Genomic DNA, 22,709 nt, shown 5'->3' with positions numbered 1-22,709 from the left:
GCCGGCACGCTCCGTGATAGACCGAAGGGGAGCAGCAGTCCGACGCACGGAGGTCCCCTGTGCCCCGCACCCTCGCCAACGCCCCGGTCATGGTCCTGAACGGGCCGAACCTGAACCTTCTCGGCCAGCGCCAGCCGGAGATCTACGGCTCCGACACCCTCGCCGACGTCGAGGCCCTGTGCGTCAAGACGGCGACCGCGCTCGGCGGGAGCATCGACTTCCGCCAGTCCAACCACGAGGGCGAGCTGGTGGACTGGATCCACGAGGCGCGGCAGAACCACGTGGGCATCGTGATCAACCCGGCCGCCTACTCGCACACGTCGGTCGCGATCCTCGACGCCCTCAACACCTGCGACGGCCTGCCCGTCATCGAGGTCCACATCTCCAACATCCACCAGCGCGAGCAGTTCCGGCACCACTCCTACGTGTCCCTGCGGGCGGACGGAGTGATCGCCGGATGCGGCGTCCAGGGGTACGCGTTCGCCGTGGAACGCGTGGCCGCCCTGGCCGCACCCGGCGTCGCGACGGTCTAGAACCGGAGACCAGAACCGGAGACCGGAACCGAAGACGCTCAGTGCGTGAACACGCCCGGCCCGGCCGGGCGTTCGCTCACCAGCCCCGTCGGCGCCACTCGGGCAGATGCGGGCGCTCGTCGCCGAGCGTCGTGTCGTTCCCGTGCCCCGGGTAGACCCAGGTCTCGTCGGGGAGCGTCCCGAAGATCTTCGTCTCCACGTCGTCGATCAGGCTCGCGAAGGCCTTCGGGTCCTTCCACGTGTTCCCCACGCCGCCCGGGAAGAGGCAGTCCCCGGTGAAGACGTGCGGGTGGCCGTGCGGATCGTCGTAGACCAGGGCGATGGACCCGGGCGTGTGGCCGACCAGGTGCCGGGCGGTCAGCGAGACCCGGCCGACCTGGATCGTGTCCCCGTCATCGACGAGGACGTCCGTCGGCACCGGGATGCCGTCCGCGTCGAAACGGCCGGCGTACGTCCGCGCGCCCGTGGCCTCGACGACCTTGGCGAGAGCCTGCCAGTGGTCGCCGTGCTGATGTGTCGTGACGACGGACGCGATGCCGTCGTCCCCGATCAGGGTCAGCAGGGTCTCCGGGTCGGCGGCGGCGTCGATGAGAAGCTGCTCGCCGGTGTCACGGCAGCGCAGCAGATAGGCGTTGTTGTTCATCGCGCCGACCGCGACCTTGGAGATCATCAGGTCCTGAAGTTCGTGCACATCGGCCCCGCCGCCGACCTTCACCGCTCCGCTGTACGTCATGAACTCAGCCTATAGCGGGGGTACGACAGCCCGTGGGCTACAGCGGGGGTACGACGGGCAGCGGGCCGCCCTCGACGGTGAGCGCGGAGCCGTCGCGCCGTCCGCACAGCCAGCCGAGCAGCTCGGCGGGGGAGCCCGCGACGCCGACCGGACCCGTTCCGGTGCCGCCGCCCGTGGTCCACACCCGGCCGTCGTCCGACTTCAGGCCGGTCGAGGGCATGTCCGGGTGGCCCGCGAAGCGCTCGGCGAGGAAGTCGATCTCCCGCGTGACGAACTCCGGAGGCAGGTCCTCCAGTTCGTAGCCGATGCCGAGGTCGACGTGGTGCAGCTCGACCTCGATCCAGCGGCGGAACGGGATCCGGTCGGCCGAGTCCTTGACCCCGTTGCGCAGCTCGACCGTGCGGGTCCAGTCGTCCACGGTCGCCGCCCGGCGCTCCAAGCCGGTCGCGCTGGTCCGCAGGTCCTCGAGCTGCTCGCGCAGGTCCCGCGGGGCGTCGCGCTCGATGTCCGCGTCGCGCGCCTCGGCGCTCGCGTACATGGGCAGGCCGGAGAGCACGTTCCCGATCGCGTCCGCGTTGCGGGCGAGGTGGGCGAGGACGTGGCCACGGGTCCAGCCGGGAAGCCGTGACGACTCGGCCACAGCCGCGTTGTCCAGGGTGCCGACAGCGCTGAGGAGCCGGTCGGTCGCTTCACGTACAGATGCCAGGTCGCGCACATGATCGCTCATGGCGCAGACGATAGCGCCGCCACTCGATCGGGTGAAGGCGGCCGACCGTGGCCGGAATTCGAATGTGCGTGCTATAAGCTCGGGTGCAGCATCGGGCATTCTTGGTGGTCCGGGTTTGTTACCAACCATGGAAAACAGTCCATCGCTGACGGTGGCCCCCGTAGTCTCGAAAGACGGCCTCGACGGCAGTCCTCTCGGCATCCGGGGCCCCGCCCCTGTTGCTTCTCTCAGAAAGGTGCGGACCGGCGTGGCCGACCGTCTCATCGTCCGTGGCGCGCGCGAGCACAATCTCCGCAACGTCTCGCTCGACCTTCCGCGCGACTCGCTCATCGTCTTCACGGGTCTGTCGGGGTCCGGCAAGTCGTCGCTCGCCTTCGACACGATCTTCGCCGAGGGGCAGCGGCGCTACGTCGAGTCGCTCTCCTCGTACGCCCGGCAGTTCCTCGGCCAGATGGACAAGCCGGACGTCGACTTCATCGAGGGCCTCTCGCCGGCCGTCTCGATCGACCAGAAGTCGACCTCGCGCAACCCGCGCTCCACGGTCGGCACCATCACCGAGGTCTACGACTACCTGCGCCTGCTCTTCGCGCGCATCGGCAAGCCGCACTGTCCCGAGTGCGGCCGCCCCATCTCGCGCCAGTCGCCCCAGGCCATCGTCGACAAGGTCCTCGCTCTGCCCGAGGGCAGCCGCTTCCAGGTCCTCTCGCCGCTCGTGCGGGAGCGCAAGGGCGAGTTCGTCGACCTCTTCAGCGACCTCCAGACCAAGGGCTACAGCCGCGCCCGGGTCGACGGTGAGACCGTCCAGCTTTCGGACCCGCCCACCCTGAAGAAGCAGGAGAAGCACACCATCGAGGTGGTCGTCGACCGCCTCACGGTGAAGGAGTCCGCCAAGCGCCGCCTCACCGACTCCGTCGAGACCGCACTCGGCCTCTCCGGAGGCATGGTCGTCCTCGACTTCGTCGACCTCCCCGAGGACGACCCCGAGCGCGAGCGCATGTTCTCGGAGCACCTGTACTGCCCGTACGACGACCTGTCCTTCGAGGAGCTGGAGCCCCGCTCCTTCTCCTTCAACTCGCCCTTCGGCGCCTGCCCGGACTGCTCCGGCATCGGCACGCGCATGGAGGTGGACCCCGAGCTGATCGTCCCCGACGAGGACAGGACGCTCGACGCGGGCGCCATCCACCCCTGGTCGCACGGACACACCAAGGACTACTTCGGACGCCTCATCGGGGCGCTCGCCGACGCGTTGGGATTCCGGACCGACATCCCCTTCGCGGGCCTGCCGCAGCGCGCCAAGAAGGCCCTCCTGTACGGCCACAAGACGCAGATCGAGGTCCGCTACCGGAACCGGTACGGCCGCGAGCGGGTCTACACGACCCCCTTCGAAGGAGCCGTCCCGTTCGTCAAGCGGCGCCACAGCGAGGCCGAGAGCGACTCCAGCCGCGAGCGCTTCGAGGGCTACATGCGCGAGGTGCCCTGCCCCACCTGTGAGGGCACCCGCCTGAAGCCGATCGTCCTGGCCGTCACGGTGATGGAGAAGTCCATCGCCGAGGTCTCCGCGATGTCCATCAGTGACTGCGCGGACTTCCTGGGCGAGCTGAAGCTCGACGCGCGCGACAAGAAGATCGCCGAGCGGGTCCTCAAGGAGGTCAACGAGAGGCTCCGCTTCCTCGTCGACGTCGGCCTCGACTACCTCTCGCTCAACCGCGCGGCCGGCACCCTGTCCGGCGGTGAGGCCCAGCGCATCCGCCTCGCGACGCAGATCGGCTCCGGCCTCGTCGGCGTGCTCTACGTCCTGGACGAGCCCTCGATCGGCCTGCACCAGCGCGACAACCATCGCCTCATCGAGACGCTCGTACGACTGCGCGACATGGGGAACACGCTCATCGTCGTGGAGCACGACGAGGACACCATCAAGGTCGCCGACTGGGTCGTCGACATCGGCCCCGGCGCGGGCGAGCACGGCGGCAAGGTCGTGCACAGCGGCCCCTTGAAGGAGCTGCTGACCAACGCCGAGTCGATGACCGGCCAGTACCTGTCGGGCAAGAAGTCCATCGCCCTGCCGGACATCCGGCGCCCCATGGACCCGACCCGCAGGCTGACCGTCCACGGCGCGCGCGAGAACAACCTGCGCGACATCGACGTGTCGTTCCCGCTCGGCGTCCTGACCGCCGTCACCGGAGTCTCCGGATCCGGCAAGTCGACCCTGGTCAACGACATCCTCTACACGCACCTCGCCCGCGAGCTGAACGGGGCGCGCAGCGTTCCCGGGCGGCACACGCGCGTGGACGGCGACGACCTCGTCGACAAGGTCGTGCACGTCGACCAGTCGCCCATCGGCCGCACACCGCGCTCGAACCCGGCGACGTACACCGGGGTCTTCGACCACGTCCGCAAGCTGTTCGCCGAGACCACCGAGGCGAAGGTCCGCGGCTATCTGCCCGGGCGCTTCTCCTTCAACGTCAAGGGCGGCCGCTGCGAGAACTGCTCCGGCGACGGCACGATCAAGATCGAGATGAACTTCCTGCCGGACGTCTACGTCCCGTGCGAGGTGTGCCACGGAGCGCGGTACAACCGCGAGACGCTGGACGTCCACTACAAGGGCAAGTCCATCGCCGAGGTCCTGGACATGCCCATCGAGGAGGCCCTCGGCTTCTTCGAGGCGGTCCCGGCGATCTCCCGCCACCTGCGCACGCTGAACGACGTCGGCCTCGGCTACGTCAGGCTCGGCCAGTCCGCGCCGACCCTCTCCGGAGGCGAGGCCCAGCGTGTGAAGCTGGCCAGCGAGCTCCAGAAGCGGTCCACGGGCCGTACGGTCTACGTGCTCGACGAGCCGACCACCGGCCTGCACTTCGAGGACATCAGCAAGCTCATCACCGTCCTGTCGGGCCTCGTCGACAAGGGCAACACGGTGATCGTCATCGAGCACAACCTCGACGTCATCAAGACGGCCGACTGGGTCGTCGACATGGGCCCCGAGGGCGGGAACGGCGGCGGCCTCGTGGTCGCCGAGGGCACCCCGGAAGAGGTCGCGGGCGTGCCGGCCAGCCACACCGGCAAGTTCCTGCGCGACATCCTCGGCGCCGACCGTTTCAGCGACGCGACGGTACCCGCCGCGCGTTCGAGGAAGACGGCCGCGGCCAAGAACGCGACCCCGGTGAAGAAGGCCGTCGCGGCGAAGACGGTCGCGGCGAAGACCCCGGCCAAGAAGGTCGCCACGGCCAACACCACCAAGACCACCAAGGCCGCGGCCACCACCAAGACCACCAAGGCCGCGGCGAAGAAGACCGCGACCAGGTCCACGCGGGCCCGTAAGGCCTGAGCGCGGGCGGTCCGCGACCGCACAAAAAACACGGCGCCCCACGGGAACTCCCCGTGGGGCGCCGTGCGTTCATCTGTCAGCCACCCTGGCCCTGCGGCTCGACGAACTGCATGTCCAGCTGAATCTTGACAACATCACCAAGGAAACCGGCCCCGAAGTCCAGGCCGAAGTCACTCCGCCGGATCTCGCCCGTCGCCTCGAATCCCGCATGCCGGCTCCCGTCCACCGCCACGTCCACCACCCCGCCGAACTCGACGGCGAGCGACACCGGCCGCGTCACGTCACCGATGGTCAACTCGCCCTCCAGGGACCAGTCGTCGTCCTTCCCCGACACGCGGTGCGAGACATACGTCATCGTCGGACGGCGCTCCACGTCCAGCAGGTCGGCCGCGCGGACGTGCGCGTCACGGTCCGCGTTGCCCGTGTCGATGGAAGCCAGTGCGATGGTGGCGCTCACCCCGATGTCGTCCACCCTCTCGCCGACACGCAGCGATGCCTCCACCTGCGCGAAGCGCCCCCGCACCTTCGAGATCCCGAGATGCCGGATGGCGAAGTTCACCGCCGAGTGCAGCGGGTCGAGGGTCCAGTCGCCGACCGCCAGGGGAAGAGCGGGGGCCGAAGTGGTGGCAGTGGCCGAGGAGTTGTCGTCGAAAGTCATGCGTCCACCCTGTGGCCGTCGGCGCATCGGAGGGAGACCGGGCGAAGGGTGGTAGTGACAGGGCCACGATCCGCCGGCCCGGCGTTGGTAGGTTCGACGGGTGAGCGACAACGAGCTGGGCACCTATCTCCGCACCCGTCGTGAAGCCGTCACACCCGCGGAGGTGGGGCTGCCCGTGGGCGCTCGGCGTCGCACTCCGGGCCTGCGCCGCTCCGAGCTGGCCACGCTCGCCGGCATCAGCGTCGAATACCTCACCCGCCTCGAACAGGGCCGCGACCGCAACCCGTCCCCCCAGGTCCTCGGCGCCCTCGCCGACACGCTGAATCTGAGCATCGACGAGCGCCTCCTGCTGCGCCGCCTCGCCAAGGCGTCCGGCGCCGACGCCGTGATGTGCACCGGGGCCGTCGATCCCCCCTCGCGCACGGTCCGTCCCACCGTGCGCGCCATCCTCGACCGCCTCGAACCCACGCCGGCCGTCCTCGTCAACTGGTTCGGCGACGTCATCACACACACCGACGCCTACGACCGGTACGCCCGCCCGCTCGGCATCCTCGACGCCGGACAGCCGAACATCCTGCGGTACGTCTTCACCGACGAGCGCGCCCGCACGATGTACCCCGAGTGGGAGCGGGTGGCCGACGAGCAGATCGCCCATCTCCGGCACGAGGCCCCGCTCCAGGACCCACACGTCACCGCGCTCGCCGACGAGCTGACCGTCACCGCGGGCGCCTGCTTCGCCGACCGGCTCGCGGCCGTCCCCACCCCGCCCCGGCGCACCGGCGTGGACCTCGTCGCCCACCCGGAAGCCGGCACGCTGCGCCTGGCCTACGAGACGCTGTTCCTGCCGGACGCCGACGGCCGGCGCCTTGTCGTCCACCTGCCGGCCGACGATGCCACCGCGGCCGCCCTGGACCGCCTCAACGGCCGCAGGCCCGGGGCGCTGCGCGCGGTGAACGGCTGACCGAGGCGGGCCGACGGGTGACTGGGTCGGGCCAGGCCGGGCCGGGTCGGTCCAACAGTGGTTACAGCGGCGGGAGTTCGGATGCGAACGGGGGTTCCGCGCCCGCCCGTGAGCAGGTGATTGCCGCGGCGCGGGCGGCGAAGCGCAGCAGCCGGTGCCACTCGTCCGCGCCGAGGCCCGCCACCGCCTCCACCGACAGGGTGTCCCACGTGGCCAGTCCGTGCAGCAGTGCCGCGTTCACGGTGTCGCCCGCGCCGATCGTGTCCACGACGTCGACCCGCTCACCCGGCACGTCGTAGCGTGCGCCGCCCCGCGTGAAGACCGTCAGGCCATCGCCCCCGCGCGTGATCACAACGGCCGCGGGACCCGAGGCCAGCCACTCCTGCGGGGTGCCGCCCAGCCACTCGGCGTCCTCCTCGGACAACTTGAGCAGGCCGGTCGAGGGCAGCCAGTTCTTGAAGCGCGCCCGGTACGCGTCCGGGTCGGGGATGAGGACGGCCCGGATGTTCGGGTCGAGCGCGGTGAACACGCCCTGGGTCGCCGCCGCCCGCATCAGCTCCTCGTAGGCGGTCGCGCCCGGCTCCAGGACCAGCGAGCACGTACCGAACGACACCGCGCGCGTGCCCGGCGGTAGACGGTCGGGCACGGCGAAGAGCCGGTCGGCCGTGCCCTCGACGTAGAACGAGTAGCCGGCCGAGCCGTCCGAGCCGATCGACGCGACCGCCAGCGTCGTCGGTTCGGCGCCCCGCTGGACGTACGACACGTCCACGCCCGCCCCCGCCAGACCGCCGAGCAGGGCCTGGCCGAACGCGTCGTGCGAGACCCGTGAGCAGAAGGCCACGGGGGAGCCGAGCCGGCCGACGGCCACCGCGGTGTTGTAGGGGCCGCCGCCGAGCCGGGGCGCGAGCGCGGGCAGGACGTCACCGTCACCGGCGCCCCCGCCCTGCGGCACGAGGTCGATCAGGGCCTCTCCGGCGACGACTATCACGGGTGGTTCCTTTCGGGCTGAACGGCGGATCGGTGAAGCGGAGGAGCGGAGGAGCGGAGGAGCGGAGGAGCGGTCGGACGCTTCGGGGTGTGCCAGGCGTGCCGGACGCACCAGGTGTGCCCGGCGTGCCACAGGCTAGAGGCTCGCGGGCTCCGGCACACCGTCCAGGCCGGAAGCGGGCACGTCCGGGACTGAATCGGGCAGCCCCTTCGCGTCGGGACGCAGCGTGGCTACGGAGACGGCCGTGAACACGGCCACCATCCCCGCCATGAGCAGATACGTGGGGGCGAAGCCGAGGCTGTCGTAGCCGATGCCGGCCAGCGGAGAGATGATCGCCGCGCCGAGCTGCGCCGCGAGCTGGAAGCCGACCAGGTAGATCGAGGACGACAGCCGGGACTCGAAGTGCTGGTTGATGTACTTGAAGATCGCGATCAGCATGATCGGCAGTTCGGCCGCGTGCATCAGCTTGACCGCCGAGATCGCCAGAGGGTCCGTGACAAGGCCGGACAGGCCGATGCGGGTGGCCATGATGCAGCCGGACAGGAGCAGGGACCGCTTCGGCCCGAGCCGGTTCACGAGGAACGGCGCGAGGGCCATGCCGCCGGCCTCCAGGAAGACCTGGAAGGAGTTCAGGTCGCTGTACATCTGGTTGCCCTCGGCCCTGGTGCTGAACAGCGACGAGAAGTACGAGGGGAACATCTGGTCGTACGTGTTGTACGTCGCCGTCACCGCGACCACGAAGAGCAGCAGGCCCCAGAACGCGGGGTAGCGCAGCAGAGAGCGCACGTCGGTGAGGGAGACCGACGACGCGGCGGCGTCCACGGCGGCCGAGCGGCGGCCGTCCGTGACGCGGATCGCCGCGATGAGGGCGACGAAGACGGCGGCGGAGACGGACGCGGCCCAGAAGTTGAGCTTCGGGTCGATGTTGAACAGCCGCCCGGCGAAGAACGTCGCGGCGGCCCAGCCCAGCGAGCCGAACATGCGGGCCCGGCCGAACTCGAAGCCGTGGAAGCGGCCGAGGCGCTCGGTGTAGCTCTCCAGGGTGGCGACGGCGACCGCGAAGGCCATGGCCAGGTAGGCGGAGCCGACGACGAGGCCGAGGGCGAAGTGGGACTTGAGCAGGGGCCCGTACACGTAGATGTACATCGGGCCGACCAGCAGCATCAGGCCGCCGATCCAGTAGAGGAGGTTCTTGCGCAGGCCCAGCTTGTCCTGGACGTAGCCGTACAGGGGCATGGTCACCAGACAGCCGACGGCGTTGGCGCTGATGACGAGGGAGCTGCGGCCCGCGGAGAGGCCGATGTCCTGGGTGAGCCAGATCGAGAAGAGCGACCAGGACAGCGACCAGGTCACGAAGAACATGAAGAGCGCGGCACTGGCGAGCGTGAAGTTCAGGCGGCGCCTGCTGCGGGTCCCGGGGGCGGTCCCGGGAGCGGTGCTGGGGACGGCGCCGTCGGGGCGGGGGGATACGACGGGGGACACGGGGGGTGCCGCCGCGGCGGGGCCCGTCGTCGTGTGTTCGGTCATGTGCTGCGCTCCTTCGCGCCTCTCGCGCCGTCTCATGATGCCGGAACGGGAAGCTCCGGTAGAGACCTAGCACGTGCTAGATGGCGACAACTATCACGTGTTAGGTTCGTTAAATCAAGGTTCCGGCGGCATGACAATTCGGGCAGCGCCCCAGGGCAACAGGCAGCGCACCAGGGCGAAAGACAGAGCCCGAAGGCGAAAGACAGTGCCCGAAAGCGACAGACAGCGCCCGAAGGCGACAGGCAGAGCCAGACGTCGCCGGCAACCGGAGACCACCGGTCAACAGAGAGAGCAGGGAGCCGACGACATGGCTGACCGCAATGTGCCCCGCCACCACGTCAGGCCCGCCGCGGGACAGTGGTGCAACGACCCCAACGGCCCGCTCTTCCACGACGGCCGTTACCACCTCTTCTTCCAGCACAACCCCGGCGCGCCCGTGTGGGGCGACATCCACTGGGGCCACGCGTCGAGCCCCGACCTGGTGCGCTGGACCGACCACGGCATCGCGCTCGCGCCCACCCCCGGAACACGCGACGAGCTCGGCGTCTGGTCGGGCTGCGCGGTCGTCGACGACGGCGTGCCGACCGCCGTCTACACCGGCATGGACCGCCACGACGGCATCGGCTCCGTCATGCTCGCCCGCGCGGCCGCCCCGGACATCTCGGCGTTCAAGGCGGAGCCCGAACCGGTTGTGCCGGGTCCCCCGGCCGGCCTCGACCTGACCGCGTTCCGTGACCCGTACCTCTTCACGTACGAGGGGCAGCGCTGGGCGGTCGTGGGGGCCGGGCACCGCGGCGGCCTGCCGGACGTCCTCCTCTACCGCGTCGACGCGCTGACGGACTGGACGTACGCGGGTTCGCTGATCGACGGGAGCGACCCCGTCGCCGCGCGCGCGGCCGCACCGGCGACCGCGTGGGAGTGTCCGGCGCTGCTGCCCGCGGGTGACGGCCGCTGGGTGCTCATGCTCTCGCTCTGGATCGACGACATCACGTACGCGACCGCGTACCTGGCCGGCGAACTGCGGCCCACGCCGGACGGCGGCCTGTGCTTCGCCGCCGCGTCGGGCGGGGTGCTCGACCACGGGCGTGACTTCTACGCACCCACCGCGCTGGTCGAGGGCGACCGCACCCTCGTGTGGGGGTGGAGCTGGGAATCGCGCACGGAGGCCGAGTCCGTGGCGGCGGGCTGGGCCGGGTGCCTGTCGCATCCGCGCGAGATCGGGCTGCACGCGGACGGTTCGCTGCGGGTGGCGCCCGCGCGGGAGCTGACGGCGCTGCGCCGCACGCCGCTCCGCCTCGGCGAGGAGCTTCCGCAGGCCTACGAGGTGGTGCTCGACGTCGCCGCCGCGCAGCCGGACACCGAGGCAGAACTGCGGCTCGGCCCCGCGGTCGCGCTGCGGGTCAACCCCACCAGGGGCACGCTCACCCTCGACAGGAGCGGTGCGCCGGCGACGGCCACGCATCCGTACCGGCGGTCGGACACGGTGACCGCGGGCGCGGGTGTCACGTCGCCGGGCGGACGGCTGCGGGTGTTCGTGGACGGCCCGCTGATCGAGGCATTCTGGGACGAGCGGGTCATGCTCACGGAGAAGATCCACCCGGCCCCGGCGGGCCCGCTGGCGGCGGAAGTCACGCAGGGGGCGGGGGAGTTGACGGTGGAGGCGTGGGGGTACGGGGGCTGAAGCCCACGCGTGACGGCCACCCGGCGGTCACGCCCGTCCCGGCCCGGCGCCCACCCATCCCCGCCCGGCCCCCGCCAGGCGTCACCGGACCGGTGCCACCACCGACGCGCGTTCGATCACCGGGCATTCCAGGACCCGTCGGGTCGTGGGGTCGACGTCCTCGTTCGTGGCCACCGAGTCCAGGAGCAGGTCGACGGCCGCCGCACCCATCGCGTGGTGCGGCAGCGCGATCGTCGTCAGGGCCGGGACGAGCCGGTCGGCCATCTGGTCCTGGTCGTCGTAGCCGACCACCGAGAGTTCGTCGGGGACCGAGATGCCGAGCCGGGCGGCGGCGAGCAACACCCCCGTGGCCACACGGTCGTTGGCGCAGACGATGCCCGTCGGGCGCGCGCCCGGGTCCGGCGTGTCCAGGACGCGCAGCGCGCCCGCGTAGCCCTCGTCGATCTGCCAGCCCACCCGCACGGTCCACTCGGGGCGGGCCTTCAGGCCGGCGGCGCGCAGCCCGTCACCGAAGCCGCGGGCCCGGTCGGAGGCCGCGATGTCGTCCGTCTCGCCGCCGAGCAGCGCGATGTCCCGGTGGCCCGCCCGGATCAGTACGTCGACGGCGGACCGGCCGCCGCCGCGCTCGTCGGCGACCACGGAGGCGTACGAACCAGGGCCGCGCGCCACGCAGTTGGCGAGCACGCAGCGCTCCGGCGCCAGGGCGCCCGGCACGCTCGTGCTGCGCATCGACATCGCGGCGTACACGATGCCGTCGACCCTGCGGGCGCGCAGCTCGGCGACGGCCTCGGCCTCGAGGGCGGGGTCCTTGCGGGACTCCAGGAGCAGTACCTGGTGCCCACGCGCGCGTGCCGCCTCCATCGCGCCCAGGACCATGCGCCCCGCGAAGGGACTCGTCGCGATCTCGTCGCTGAGCATGCCGATGACGGCACTGCGGCGCTTGCGCAGGGACCGGGCCACCTCGTCCGGGCGGTAGCCGAGCTGGTCGGCCGCCGCCTTGATCTTCGCCTGGGTGTCGGCGGAGAGGTTGCCCTGCGCCCGGCCGCTGAAGACGAAGGACACGGCGGCACGTGAGACGCCGGCGAGCTCGGCCACGTCACGGGCGGTGGGGCGGTTCACGCGGTGTTCTCCCGGGGGCGGCGAGGCGGATGGCGTCCGGTACAGGATGGCGCAGGCCGGCGCGCAATCGTAGCGGCGAGTTCGGTGGGGTCTGCGAGGTCGGCCAGGTCGGTGAGGTCGGCGCGATCGTAGGGACGAGGGTGGTGCGCGATCGTCAGCACCCAGGGTCCCACGAGACGTCACCCGCCCCACCGGTATCGTCGGATCCGTCACCGATGTGCGCCCTGCCGTCCGTCAGCGCCGTCGGTCAACACCATCCGTCAGCGAAGTGCGCCCTGCCGCGCCCCGACCACCCCTGGAGTCCTCATGTCCGGCACGCCCCCCACCCGCCGAACCGTGCTGCGGGGTGTCGCGCTCGCCGGGACCGCCGGGCTCGGGATCGCCGCCTGCTCGCCCGGCGGCTCGGGCGGCGGGCCGGCCGCGGCGCCGACGGCCCCCGTCGACCTCGGCAAGGCCGACGAGGTGCCCGTGGGCGGCGCGAAGCTGTACCAGGACGAGAACGTGGTCGTCAGCCGCCCCTCGGCCGACAAGTACACGGCGTTCAGCACGATCTGCACGCACCGGCAGTGCCCCATCACCATGCTCGAAGGCACGGAGCTGACCTGCCCCTGCCACGGCAGCAAGTTCGACGCCACGACCGGCAAGGTGCTGCACGACCCGGCGACGGTGCCGCTGGCGAAGCTGTCGGTCGAGGTCAAGAACGGCAAGCTCGTCGCCGGCCCGTCGGCCTGACGCCCGCCGCACCCCGCCTGTCCCGCCCCGCCTCGGCCTGACGCCCGCCACACCCCGCCTGTCCCGCAGCCTCATGCCGGTCGTAAGTCCCACGCCGGCCCGCAGCCCCACGCCGGTCGTCAGTCCCAGTCCCACCCGATCCCCAGGATTCCCGCCCGCACCTGCGGTTCGACCAGGTGGACCGAGCGGTGTGGGCCGCTGAGCGCCAGGTCCTGGCCGCCGCCGCGCGGGGCCGCCGCGGAGTGCTGGGTGAAGCGGTGGCAGCGCGCGGGCAGCTCGCCGTCCGCGAACCTGACCTGGAGCGCGTACTGGCCGCCCGCGGCACCGAAGGCGCGCAGATACTCCGACGTGGGGCCCGCCGTGCCGTCCTCGAAGCCGTAGCGGAAGAGGAACGTGTCGCCCGCCCGCAGCCGGGCGTCGAACAGCAGCTCCGCCACGACGACGCCCGTCTCGCGGTGCCGCCGCACCCGCCCCGTACGGCAGTTCTCCAGGGCGCGCACCGAGACGTGTTCGGGGCTGCACCCCGGGTCGCCGTGGTGGACGGCCACATAGCGGTCGACGCCGTCCCGGTGGGCGCGCACGATGTGCTGCGAGTCGTGGCCGAGGAGTTCACGGCCGACGCCGATCCGGACCCGCTCGTGCCGGCCGACGGTGTGCAACCCTCCGTCCGGGGGCGAGCCCAGTTCGGCGAGGAACCGTTCGAGTACGCCGGACGCCTCGACGAGGGAGCGGTAGGAGCGGGTCCTGGGGCGTTGCCGGGCCGCGTGTTCCTCGTCCTTGGCGAGCAGCCGGATCAACGACTCCTCGGGCAGTTCAAGGATCTCTTCCAGGGCGCGTACCGCCCGTAGGGACTCGGTGCGCTGCGGGCGCCTCGCGCCCTGCTGCCAGTAGCTCAGACTGGTGACGCCGACCGAGACGCCGTGCCGCGTCAGGTGGTGCCGCACACGGTGCAGCGGCAGCCCGCGCGCGGTGATCGCGGCCCGCAGGGCGACGTGGAAGGGCCCCGCCCGCAGGGCCGCCTCCAGCTCTGGCGAGCCGGCTTGCGCCTGCTGTGCGCCGTACGGCATCCAGGGACCTCCCGGTGAACGACATGGCGCTGCGCACACGGTGCGGCCCCAATTCACCCGGCATTGAAGCGTGTTGACCTGCACCGGACAAGGCTCGGCGCGCAACCGGCTCCCGCGACGGGCCGGTGACCGCCCTCTCCGGAACCGGTGACCGCCCTCTCCGGAACCGGTGACCGCCCTCTCCGGAACCGGTGACCGCCCTCTCCGGAACCGGTGATCGCCCCCGGTAAACGCGTGCGCAACCTCACTGTCGGCCCCCGCAAGTAGGGTGTCTGACATGGCCGACCCCTCCAGCTACCGCCCCCAGCCGGGACAGATCCCGGACTCGCCAGGGGTGTACAGGTTCCGTGACGAGCACCGCCGGGTGATCTACGTCGGGAAGGCGAAAAGCCTGCGCCAGCGCCTGGCCAACTACTTCCAGGACCTGGCGAACCTGCACCCCCGCACCCGAACGATGGTCACCACGGCGGCGTCCGTGGAGTGGACCGTGGTGTCCACGGAGGTCGAGGCCCTGCAGCTGGAGTACTCCTGGATCAAGGAGTACGACCCCCGGTTCAACGTCAAGTACCGCGACGACAAGAGCTATCCGTACCTCGCGGTCACGATGAACGAGGAGTTCCCGCGCGTCCAGGTCATGCGCGGCCAGAAGAAGAAGGGCGTGCGCTACTTCGGCCCCTACGGGCACGCCTGGGCGATCCGCGACACCGTCGACCTCCTGCTGCGCGTCTTCCCCGTCCGCACCTGCTCCGCGGGCGTGTTCAAGAACGCCGCCCGCACCGGCCGCCCCTGCCTCCTCGGCTACATCGGCAAGTGCTCGGCCCCGTGCGTCGGCCGCGTCTCGCCCGACGAACACCGCGAACTGGCCGAGGATTTCTGCCACTTCATGACCGGCCGCACCGGCACGTACCTCCGCCGGCTCGAGAAGGACATGACGGACGCCGCCGAGGAGATGGAGTACGAGCGCGCCGCGCGCCTGCGTGACGACATAGAGGCGCTGCGCAAGGCGATGGAGAAGAGCGCCGTCGTCCTCGCCGACGCCACGGACGCCGACCTGATCGCCCTCGCCGAGGACGAGCTGGAGGCCGCCGTGCAGATCTTCCACGTGCGGGGCGGGCGCGTGCGCGGCCAGCGCGGCTGGGTCACGGACAAGGTCGAGGCGGTCACCAGCGGTGACCTCGTCGAACACGCGCTCCAGCAGCTGTACGGCGAGGAGCGCGGCGACGCCGTGCCCAAGGAGGTCCTCGTCCCCGCGCTGCCCGAGCCCCTGGAACCCGTACAGGAATGGCTCACCGCCCGCCGCGGGTCGAACGTGTCGCTGAGGATCCCGCAGCGCGGCGACAAGAAGGCCCTCATGGAGACCGTCCACCGGAACGCGCAGCAGGCGCTCGCCCTCCACAAGACCAAGCGCGCCTCCGACCTCACCACGCGCTCGCGCGCCCTCGAGGAGATCGCCGGGGCCCTCGACCTGGACAGCGCCCCGCTGCGGATCGAGTGCTACGACATCTCGCACCTCCAGGGCGACGACGTCGTGGCCTCCATGGTCGTCTTCGAGGACGGCCTGGCCAGGAAGAGCGAGTACCGGCGCTTCCAGATCAAGGGCTTCGAGGGGCAGGACGACGTCCGCTCCATGCACGAGGTGATCACGCGCCGGTTCAAGCGGTACCTCGCCGAGAAGGAGAAGTCGGGGGAGTGGTCGGACGACGAGGAGACGCTGCTCGACGGCGCCCCCGCCTCGACGCTCACGGAGGAGGACGGGCGGCCCAAGCGGTTCGCGTACCCGCCCCAGCTCGTCGTCGTCGACGGCGGGCAGCCGCAGGTCGCGGCGGCCCAGCGGGCCCTCGACGAGCTGGGCATCGACGACATCGCGGTGTGCGGCCTGGCCAAGCGCCTCGAAGAGGTCTGGGTGCCGGACGAGACCGACCCGGTGATCCTGCCGCGCACCAGCGAGGGTCTCTACCTCCTCCAGCGGGTACGTGACGAAGCGCACCGGTTCGCGATCACGTACCAGCGCACCAAGCGGGCCAAGCGCTTCAGGGCAGGGCCGCTCGACGAGGTGCCCGGACTCGGGGACACCCGCAAGCAGGCCCTGATCAAGCACTTCGGTTCGGTGAAACGGCTGCGATCCGCCACAATCGATCAGATCTGCGAGGTTCCCGGCATAGGCCGCAAGACCGCCGAGACGATCGTGGCGGCCTTCGCGCGCGCGGAGCCCTCCGCACCGGCCGTGAACACGGCCACAGGAGAGATCATTGAAGACGAGGACCCCGCGGCCCCCGCCGCGGCAGCCTCGGACGAACGACGGGGGCAGGAGTCATGAACGAGAACGAGCAGGGCGCGCAGGAAGCACCACAGCCGGCCCCCGACGACCGGGCGGACCGGGCGGCGGACACCGACGGAGAACAGGTGAGTACGGGTACGGCCGTCGAGGCCCCCGGGGTGCCCGAAGCGGCCATCCCCGAGCTGGTGATCATCTCCGGAATGTCCGGCGCCGGACGTTCCACGGCGGCCAAGTGTCTGGAGGACCTCGGCTGGTTCGTCGTCGACAACCTGCCGCCCGCGCTGATCCCCACCATGGTGGAGCTGGGCGCCCGCTCCCAGGGGAACGTCGCCCGGATCGCCGTCGTCGTGGACGTCCGCGGCCGCCGGTTCTTCGACGACCTCCACCAGTCCCTCGCCGACCTGGAGTCCCGCCAGGTCACCCGGCGGATCGTCTTCCTGGAGTCCTCCGACGAGGCTCTGGTGCGCCGCTTCGAGTCCGTGCGCCGTCCGCACCCCCTCCAGGGCGACGGCCGCATTGTCGACGGCATCGCGGCCGAGCGCGAGCTCCTGCGCGAGCTGCGCGGCGACGCCGACCTGGTCATCGACACCTCCAGCCTGAACGTGCACGAACTGCGCGCCAAGATGGACGCCCAGTTCGCCGGCGAGGAGGAGCCCGAGCTGCGGGCCACCGTCATGTCGTTCGGCTTCAAGTACGGCCTGCCCGTCGACGCCGACCTCGTCGTCGACATGCGCTTCCTGCCGAACCCGCACTGGGTCCCCGAGCTGCGCCCCTTCACCGGCGTGAACGAGGAGGTGGCGAACTACGTCTTCGGCCAGCCCGGCGCCAAGGAGTTCCTCGACCGGTACACGGAGCTGCTCCAGCTCATCGCGGCCGGCTACCGCCGCGAGGGCAAGCGGTACGTGACCATCGCGGTCGGCTGCACGGGCGGCAAGCACCGCTCCGTCGCCATGTCGGAGAAGCTCGCCGCGCGCATCGCGGCGGAGGGCGTGGAGACCGTGGTCGTCCACCGGGACATGGGCCGCGAATGACCGGACGTACGCTGCGGCTCACCAGTCGGCTGCGCAGCAGAAGCACCTCCCCGAGCCGGCGCAAGGGCGCGACGCCCAAGGTCGTCGCCCTCGGCGGCGGCATGGGCCTGTCCGCGTCCCTCGCGGCCCTGCGCCGCATCACCGGCGACCTCACCGCCGTGGTCACCGTCGCGGACGACGGCGGCTCCAGCGGCCGTCTGCGCGACGAGCTGGGCGTCCTGCCGCCCGGCGACCTGCGCAAGGCCCTCGCGGCGCTGTGCGGGGACGACGACTGGGGCCAGACCTGGGCCCGCGTCATCCAGCACCGCTTCCAGTCCCAGGGCGACCTGCACGAACACGCGGTCGGCAATCTGCTGATCGTCGCCCTGTGGGAGCAGCTCGGCGACCATGTGCAGGCCCTCGACCTGGTCGGCAAGCTGCTCGGCGCGCACGGGCGCGTGCTGCCCATGTCCGCGGTTCCGCTGGAGCTCCAGGCCCTGGTCAAGGGCCATGACCCGCAGCGCCCCGACGACGTCGACACCGTGCGTGGACAGGCCACGGTGGCCCTCACGCCCGGCGAGGTGCAGTCCGTGCACCTCGTGCCGAACGACCCGCCGGCCGTCCCCGAGGCCGTCGCCGCCGTGCTCGACGCCGACTGGGTGGTGCTCGGCCCCGGCTCCTGGTTCTCCTCCGTCATCCCGCACCTGCTGGTCCCCGAGCTGCTCGACGCGCTCATCGAGACGAAGGCCCGCAGGGTCCTCTCGCTGAACCTCGCGCCGCAGCCCGGAGAAACCGAGGGGTTCTCACCGCAGCGTCATTTGGAGGTTTTGGGACGACACGCCCCTAAACTCGCCCTGGACGTGGTGCTGGCCGACGAGGCCGCCGTGCCCGATCGCGAGTCTCTTACCGACGCCGCCAAGGAGCGCTTCGGCGCCGCGGTCGAGCTGGCGCCCGTGGCCAGGCCCGACGGGACTCCGAGGCATGATCCGGAGCTGTTGGCCGCCGCGTACGACCGTATTTTTCGGATGCATGGAAGGATCGGCCCATGGCGATGACGGCAGCGGTGAAGGACGAAATCTCCCGGCTTCCCGTCACCCGGACCTGCTGCAGAAAGGCAGAGGTCTCGGCCATCCTGCGGTTCGCGGGCGGGCTGCACCTGGTGAGCGGCCGCATCGTGATCGAGGCGGAGCTAGACACCGCGATGGCGGCACGACGGCTGAAGCGGGACATCCTCGAGATCTTCGGGCACAGCTCGGAACTGATCGTGATGGCGCCCGGCGGGCTGCGCCGGGGCTCGCGCTTCGTCGTACGGGTCGTGGCGGGCGGTGACCAGCTGGCCCGCCAGACCGGACTCGTGGACGGCCGCGGCCGTCCGATCAGGGGGCTCCCGCCGCAGGTGGTCTCGGGGGCCACCTGCGACGCGGAGGCTGCCTGGCGCGGCGCTTTCCTGGCCCACGGTTCGCTCACGGAGCCCGGCCGCTCCTCCTCCCTGGAGGTGACCTGCCCGGGTCCGGAGGCCGCGCTCGCCCTGGTCGGGGCCGCGCGCCGGCTCCAGATCGCGGGCAAGGCCCGTGAGGTGCGCGGCGTGGACCGTGTCGTCGTACGGGACGGGGACGCGATCGGCGCCCTGCTCACCCGTATGGGCGCGCACGAGTCGGTGCTCGCCTGGGAGGAGCGGCGGATGCGGCGCGAGGTCCGCGCCACCGCCAACCGCCTGGCCAACTTCGACGACGCGAACCTGCGCCGCTCGGCGCGCGCCGCCGTCGCCGCCGGAGCCCGTGTGCAGCGCGCCCTGGAGATCCTCGCCGACGAGGTGCCCGAGCACCTGGCCGCCGCCGGGCGGCTGCGCATGGAGCACAAGCAGGCCTCCCTGGAGGAGCTGGGCGCGCTCGCCGACCCGCCGCTGACGAAGGACGCCGTGGCGGGCCGTATCCGCCGTCTGCTGGCGATGGCCGACAAGCGGGCGCAGGACCTGGGCATCCCGGGCACGGAGTCGAACATCACCGAGGAGATGGCCGACAACCTCGTCGGCTGATCCACGAGCTGCATTCCGTAATGCCGGTGCCGGCGCCCCGCCGGGGCGCCGGCACCGGCATTCCCGCTGTGTAAAGCCCCCGTGGGGACCTCTCTGTGCGCGTTTGACGCGCTCTTGACTTGACCATGAACTGTCATGACTCTGGCGTCTGTTCGCTTTTGCGGCAGACAACTGCAAGGGGGGCTCATGAGACGAAGAGCGAGATCGGTCCTGGCGGCCACGGCACTCGTACTGGGCGGACTGGGAGGGGCGGGCCTGGCGCCCGCGGCCCAGGCGCAGAGCGGCGGCGCCGCACCCCGGACGGACGCCGATCCGGTCAGGGTGTTCCGCGCCGAGGTCACCAAGGAGCAGATCCCGCTGCTCCTCGAGGCCGGGCAGGACGGGCACGAACTCGGCGAGCAGACCCGGGGCAAGGGGAAGGCCGAGGTCGAGGTCTACCTCACCGGGAAACAGGCGAAGCAGCTGGAGAAGAAGGGCGTCGACCTCACCGAGCACACGCTCTCCGCCCGCACGAGGGCGCGCGTGGCGTCCGCGGGCGACGGCGTGTTCCGCCCGTACAGCGGCAAGGGCAATCTCCAGGAGGAGATCGTCAGGACCGGCCAGGAGCACCCGGGCCTCACCAAGGTCGTCTCCATCGGCAAGACGGTCCGGGGCCAGGACATCCTCGCCGTCAAGCTCACCAAGGGCGCCCGCACCAGCCGGGACGGCGCCAAACCGTCGGTGCTCTACATGTCCAACCAGCACGCCCGCGAGTGGATCACCCCCGAGATGACCCGCCGCCTGATGCACTACTACCTGGACAACTACTCCAGGGACAAGCGCGTCAAGAAGATCGTCGACTCAACCGAGCTGTGGTTCGTCCTGTCCGCCAACCCCGACGGCTACGACTTCACGTTCAAGCCGGACGGCGACCGCCAGTGGCGCAAGAACCTGCGCGACGTGAACGGCGACGGTGCCATCACGACCGGCGACGGTGTCGACCTCAACCGCAACTTCCCCTACAAGTGGGGCTACGACGACGAGGGTTCGTCCCCGAGCCCCGCCAGTGAGACCTACCGCGGCGCGAGCCCCGCCTCCGAGCCCGAGACCAGGGCCCTCGACTCCTTCGAGAAGCGCATCGGCTTCCGCTACGCCATCAACTACCACTCGGCGGCCGAGCTGCTGCTCTACGGCGTGGGCTGGCAGGTGGCCACGCCGACGCCGGACGACGTGCTCTACAAGGCGCTCGCCGGAACCCCCGGCAACTCCGCCATCCCCGGCTACCACCCGCAGGTCTCCTCCGAGCTGTACACGACGAACGGCGAGGCCGACGGGCACGCCGGGAACGTCAACGGCACCGGCATGTTCACGCCGGAGATGAGCGAGTGTCAGACCGCGTCGGCCATCGATCCGAACGACCGGTGGCGCCCCGAGGACTGCGAGTCCGTCTTCACCTTCCCGGACGACGAGAAGCTGATCCAGGACGAGTTCGTCAAGAACATCCCGTTCGCGCTCTCCGTCGCCGAGACGGCGTCCCACCCCGACCGGCCGTCGTCGTCCGTCGGTATCGCGGCCCCTGACTTCACCCCGGCCGCGTTCAGCACCTCGTACGCGCGCGGCGCGGCGCAGGAGGTCTCCGTGACCGCCCGCAAGTCGGTGCGGGACAAGGAGCTCCGCTACCGGATCGACGGGGGCCGCACACACGCAGAGGACCTGCGCGCCTGGAAGGGCGGCCAGACCTACGGCGGCGCCGACAACCTCCACTTCGACGCCTACCGCGCGAAGATCGAGGGCGCCGGTCCGGGCGACAAGGTCGAGGTCTGGTTCACCGGACGCCCGACGTCCGGCAAGCGCACCTCCAGCGAGCACTTCACGTACACCGTGGCCGAGCGCCCCAGGGCCGACACCCTCGTCGTCGCCGAGAACGACGCCGCCGGGCAGCAGACCAAGGCCTACGAGGACGCCCTGAAGGCCAACGGACGCACGCCCCTCGTCTGGAACGTCGCCACCCAGGGCGCACCGGACCCGCTCGGGGTGCTCGCCCACTTCAAGGCGGTCGTCCACTACACGGGCGCCGAACGGCCGGGCCTCGCCACCCAACTCGCCCTGCGCGACTACCTCAACGAGGGCGGCAAGCTGATCGAGGCCGGCGAACAGGCCGGCGGCTCCGTCGCCATCGGCGGCACCACGACGAACGACTTCAGCCAGTACTACCTGGGCGCCTACTCCCGTACGTCGACGCCCGGCGCCACGAAGTTCACCGGATCCGGTGTGCTCGCCGGCGCGGCCGCGGGCCTCGGTGACGCCCCCGGCAACCCGCTGAACGTCCCCGCGACCTACCAGGCCACCTCGGACGTGCTGCCCCCGGCCCAGTACCCGCAGTTCACGGGCGCGGGAGCCGGACAGTACGAGGGCGCCCCCAATCCGTACAGCCCCTACGAGGGCGTCTCCATGGCGGCCGCCGTGCACACGGACGACGGCTGGAAGCGCCTCACCCGCACCATCGACCTCACCGGTGTCTCCGCCGCCGACAAGCCGGCCCTGAAGTTCCAGCTCCTGTGGGACACGGAGCCGGGCTACGACCACGCCGTCCTGGAGGCGCACACGGCGGGCGCCGACGACTGGACGACGCTGCCCGAGGCGGGCGGCGCCACCACGGACGCCGTCCCCGCCGAGTGCGAGGCCGGATTCCTGATCAAGGAGCATCCCTCCCTCAAGCGCTATCTGACACCCGGTTCCACGGGCTGCAAGGCCACCGGCACCTCCGGCTCCTGGCACAGCTTCACGGGAGCCTCGGACGGGTGGAAGCCGGTGACCTTCGACCTGAGCGGCTACGCGGGCAGGACGGTCGAGGTCTCGCTCAGCTACGTCACCGACCCGGGCAGCGGCGGCCACGGCGTCCTCGCCGACAACGCGTCCGTGACGGTCGGCGGCACTGCCAGGGAGACCGAGGGGTTCGAGTCGTCCTTCGGCGCCTGGAAGGTCGCCGGCCCGCCCCCGGGCAGCCCCGTCGTCACGAAGGACTGGGCCCGCGCCGGCGAGCTGTTCCGGACGTACGGAGCGATCAGCACCAAGAACACCGTGCTGCTCGGCTTCGGACTCGAACACGTGACCACACCAGCGCAACGCAGCGTGATCGTGGGGAGGGCTCTGGCGTCCCTGGGAGGCTGAAGCCGGGGAGCGTAAAAGCGGACAAACAACCCCGCTCACTTTTCGCGAAAAGCCCCAGATGAGCGCGTAAACCGGCGGCCCGCACGTCTACCGGACGGTACGGGCCGTCGTCTCGCGCAAGCTGCCACTCAATGTCACCCACAGGCCTTCGGAGAGGTAGGGTCGGAGGCGGTCGGGGACATCCCATA

General features: G+C 71.2%; 17 protein-coding genes. 10 read left to right on the top strand and 7 right to left on the bottom strand.

Annotated features, from left to right (window positions below):
* Positions 1–59 precede the first annotated feature (59 nt).
* Positions 60–533 carry a type II 3-dehydroquinate dehydratase gene (aroQ, locus tag EOT10_RS24390; RefSeq protein WP_127830457.1) on the top strand — a complete coding sequence of 158 codons (474 nt, stop codon included), beginning with the start codon at positions 60–62 and terminating at the stop codon, positions 531–533.
* Positions 534–609: 76 nt separating this feature from the next.
* On the opposite strand, the gene EOT10_RS24385 is transcribed toward aroQ, so the two are convergent.
* Together EOT10_RS24385 and EOT10_RS24380 are read right to left on the bottom strand one after the other, a co-directional pair.
* Positions 610–1,266: an MBL fold metallo-hydrolase gene (locus tag EOT10_RS24385; RefSeq protein WP_127830456.1), complete on the bottom strand. Its 657-nt coding sequence runs from the start codon at positions 1,264–1,266 to the stop codon at positions 610–612.
* Positions 1,267–1,303: 37 nt separating this feature from the next.
* On the bottom strand, positions 1,304–1,993 hold the full coding sequence (locus EOT10_RS24380) for a maleylpyruvate isomerase family mycothiol-dependent enzyme (RefSeq protein ID WP_127830455.1): 690 nt from the start codon (positions 1,991–1,993) through the stop codon (positions 1,304–1,306).
* 247 nt (positions 1,994–2,240) lie between these two features.
* Between EOT10_RS24380 and uvrA the strand changes: the two genes are divergently transcribed.
* Positions 2,241–5,315, top strand: coding sequence for an excinuclease ABC subunit UvrA (uvrA, locus tag EOT10_RS24375; RefSeq protein WP_127830454.1), 3,075 nt, complete (start codon positions 2,241–2,243; stop codon positions 5,313–5,315).
* A 76-nt stretch (positions 5,316–5,391) separates the two neighbouring features.
* Here the strand turns inward: uvrA and EOT10_RS24370 are convergent, their stop codons facing one another.
* A complete protein-coding gene (locus tag EOT10_RS24370; RefSeq protein ID WP_127830453.1) occupies positions 5,392–5,973 on the bottom strand; it encodes a YceI family protein in 582 nt (193 codons plus the stop codon).
* Positions 5,974–6,073: 100 nt separating this feature from the next.
* Here EOT10_RS24370 and EOT10_RS24365 point away from each other — a divergent pair, with 100 nt between their 5' ends.
* Positions 6,074–6,934 (top strand): helix-turn-helix domain-containing protein, encoded by an 861-nt coding sequence (locus tag EOT10_RS24365; RefSeq protein WP_127830452.1) that lies wholly within the window; start codon positions 6,074–6,076, stop codon positions 6,932–6,934.
* A 61-nt stretch (positions 6,935–6,995) separates the two neighbouring features.
* Here the strand turns inward: EOT10_RS24365 and EOT10_RS24360 are convergent, their stop codons facing one another.
* Positions 6,996–7,922, bottom strand: coding sequence for a carbohydrate kinase family protein (locus EOT10_RS24360; protein ID WP_127830451.1), 927 nt, complete (start codon positions 7,920–7,922; stop codon positions 6,996–6,998).
* Between the two features lie 135 nt (positions 7,923–8,057).
* Entirely contained in the window at positions 8,058–9,449 is a 1,392-nt protein-coding gene (locus tag EOT10_RS24355) for an oligosaccharide MFS transporter (RefSeq protein WP_127830450.1), read from the bottom strand.
* A 307-nt stretch (positions 9,450–9,756) separates the two neighbouring features.
* Here EOT10_RS24355 and EOT10_RS24350 point away from each other — a divergent pair, with 307 nt between their 5' ends.
* Positions 9,757–11,130, top strand: a complete 1,374-nt coding sequence (locus EOT10_RS24350; RefSeq protein WP_127830449.1) for a glycoside hydrolase family 32 protein — start codon at positions 9,757–9,759, stop codon at positions 11,128–11,130.
* A gap of 81 nt (positions 11,131–11,211) precedes the next feature.
* Here the strand turns inward: EOT10_RS24350 and EOT10_RS24345 are convergent, their stop codons facing one another.
* Positions 11,212–12,249, bottom strand: coding sequence for a LacI family DNA-binding transcriptional regulator (locus tag EOT10_RS24345; protein ID WP_127830448.1), 1,038 nt, complete (start codon positions 12,247–12,249; stop codon positions 11,212–11,214).
* Between the two features lie 306 nt (positions 12,250–12,555).
* Here EOT10_RS24345 and EOT10_RS24340 point away from each other — a divergent pair, with 306 nt between their 5' ends.
* On the top strand, positions 12,556–12,981 hold the full coding sequence (locus tag EOT10_RS24340) for a Rieske (2Fe-2S) protein (protein ID WP_127830447.1): 426 nt from the start codon (positions 12,556–12,558) through the stop codon (positions 12,979–12,981).
* 119 nt (positions 12,982–13,100) lie between these two features.
* Here the strand turns inward: EOT10_RS24340 and EOT10_RS24335 are convergent, their stop codons facing one another.
* Positions 13,101–14,048 (bottom strand): hypothetical protein, encoded by a 948-nt coding sequence (locus tag EOT10_RS24335; protein WP_127830446.1) that lies wholly within the window; start codon positions 14,046–14,048, stop codon positions 13,101–13,103.
* A 277-nt stretch (positions 14,049–14,325) separates the two neighbouring features.
* Between EOT10_RS24335 and uvrC the strand changes: the two genes are divergently transcribed.
* From uvrC to EOT10_RS24310, 5 genes are all read left to right on the top strand, one after another.
* The gene (gene uvrC / locus EOT10_RS24330) at positions 14,326–16,365 is read left to right on the top strand and encodes an excinuclease ABC subunit UvrC (protein WP_127830445.1); all 2,040 of its coding nucleotides are present in this window, start codon (positions 14,326–14,328) and stop codon (positions 16,363–16,365) included.
* Positions 16,362–17,357 carry an RNase adapter RapZ gene (gene rapZ, locus EOT10_RS24325; RefSeq protein ID WP_127830444.1) on the top strand — a complete coding sequence of 332 codons (996 nt, stop codon included), beginning with the start codon at positions 16,362–16,364 and terminating at the stop codon, positions 17,355–17,357. Before uvrC ends, rapZ begins: the two co-directional genes overlap by 4 nt.
* The gene (locus EOT10_RS24320; protein ID WP_127830443.1) at positions 17,354–18,391 is read left to right on the top strand and encodes a gluconeogenesis factor YvcK family protein; all 1,038 of its coding nucleotides are present in this window, start codon (positions 17,354–17,356) and stop codon (positions 18,389–18,391) included. Before rapZ ends, EOT10_RS24320 begins: the two co-directional genes overlap by 4 nt.
* A complete protein-coding gene (gene whiA / locus EOT10_RS24315) occupies positions 18,382–19,371 on the top strand; it encodes a DNA-binding protein WhiA (protein WP_127830442.1) in 990 nt (329 codons plus the stop codon). The genes EOT10_RS24320 and whiA overlap by 10 nt, the downstream gene beginning before the upstream one ends.
* Positions 19,372–19,557: 186 nt before the next feature.
* On the top strand, positions 19,558–22,521 hold the full coding sequence (locus tag EOT10_RS24310) for a M14 family metallopeptidase (RefSeq protein WP_127830441.1): 2,964 nt from the start codon (positions 19,558–19,560) through the stop codon (positions 22,519–22,521).
* The last annotated feature ends 188 nt before the right edge of the window (positions 22,522–22,709 follow it).

Origin of the sequence: Streptomyces antnestii, from assembly GCF_004005495.1 — a bacterium.
In the GTDB taxonomy this organism is placed as follows: Bacteria; Actinomycetota; Actinomycetes; order Streptomycetales; family Streptomycetaceae; genus Streptomyces; species Streptomyces antnestii.
Note: the sequence above shows the minus strand (reverse complement) of the source record. Positions and strands in the feature narration are given on the sequence as shown.

What these genes read in the sequence shown, in the direction of transcription:
- EOT10_RS24385 (WP_127830456.1), bottom strand. Translation starts at nt 1,266, where the DNA reads ATGACGTACAGCGGAGCGGTGAAGGTCGGCGGCGGGGCCGATGTGCAC.
- EOT10_RS24380 (WP_127830455.1), bottom strand. Translation starts at nt 1,993, where the DNA reads ATGAGCGATCATGTGCGCGACCTGGCATCTGTACGTGAAGCGACCGAC.
- EOT10_RS24370 (WP_127830453.1), bottom strand. Translation starts at nt 5,973, where the DNA reads ATGACTTTCGACGACAACTCCTCGGCCACTGCCACCACTTCGGCCCCC.
- EOT10_RS24355 (WP_127830450.1), bottom strand. Translation starts at nt 9,449, where the DNA reads ATGACCGAACACACGACGACGGGCCCCGCCGCGGCGGCACCCCCCGTG.
- EOT10_RS24350 (WP_127830449.1), top strand. Translation starts at nt 9,757, where the DNA reads ATGGCTGACCGCAATGTGCCCCGCCACCACGTCAGGCCCGCCGCGGGA.
- EOT10_RS24340 (WP_127830447.1), top strand. Translation starts at nt 12,556, where the DNA reads ATGTCCGGCACGCCCCCCACCCGCCGAACCGTGCTGCGGGGTGTCGCG.
- EOT10_RS24335 (WP_127830446.1), bottom strand. Translation starts at nt 14,048, where the DNA reads ATGCCGTACGGCGCACAGCAGGCGCAAGCCGGCTCGCCAGAGCTGGAG.
- uvrC (WP_127830445.1), top strand. Translation starts at nt 14,326, where the DNA reads ATGGCCGACCCCTCCAGCTACCGCCCCCAGCCGGGACAGATCCCGGAC.
- rapZ (WP_127830444.1), top strand. Translation starts at nt 16,362, where the DNA reads ATGAACGAGAACGAGCAGGGCGCGCAGGAAGCACCACAGCCGGCCCCC.
- EOT10_RS24320 (WP_127830443.1), top strand. Translation starts at nt 17,354, where the DNA reads ATGACCGGACGTACGCTGCGGCTCACCAGTCGGCTGCGCAGCAGAAGC.
- whiA (WP_127830442.1), top strand. Translation starts at nt 18,382, where the DNA reads ATGGCGATGACGGCAGCGGTGAAGGACGAAATCTCCCGGCTTCCCGTC.
- EOT10_RS24310 (WP_127830441.1), top strand. Translation starts at nt 19,558, where the DNA reads ATGAGACGAAGAGCGAGATCGGTCCTGGCGGCCACGGCACTCGTACTG.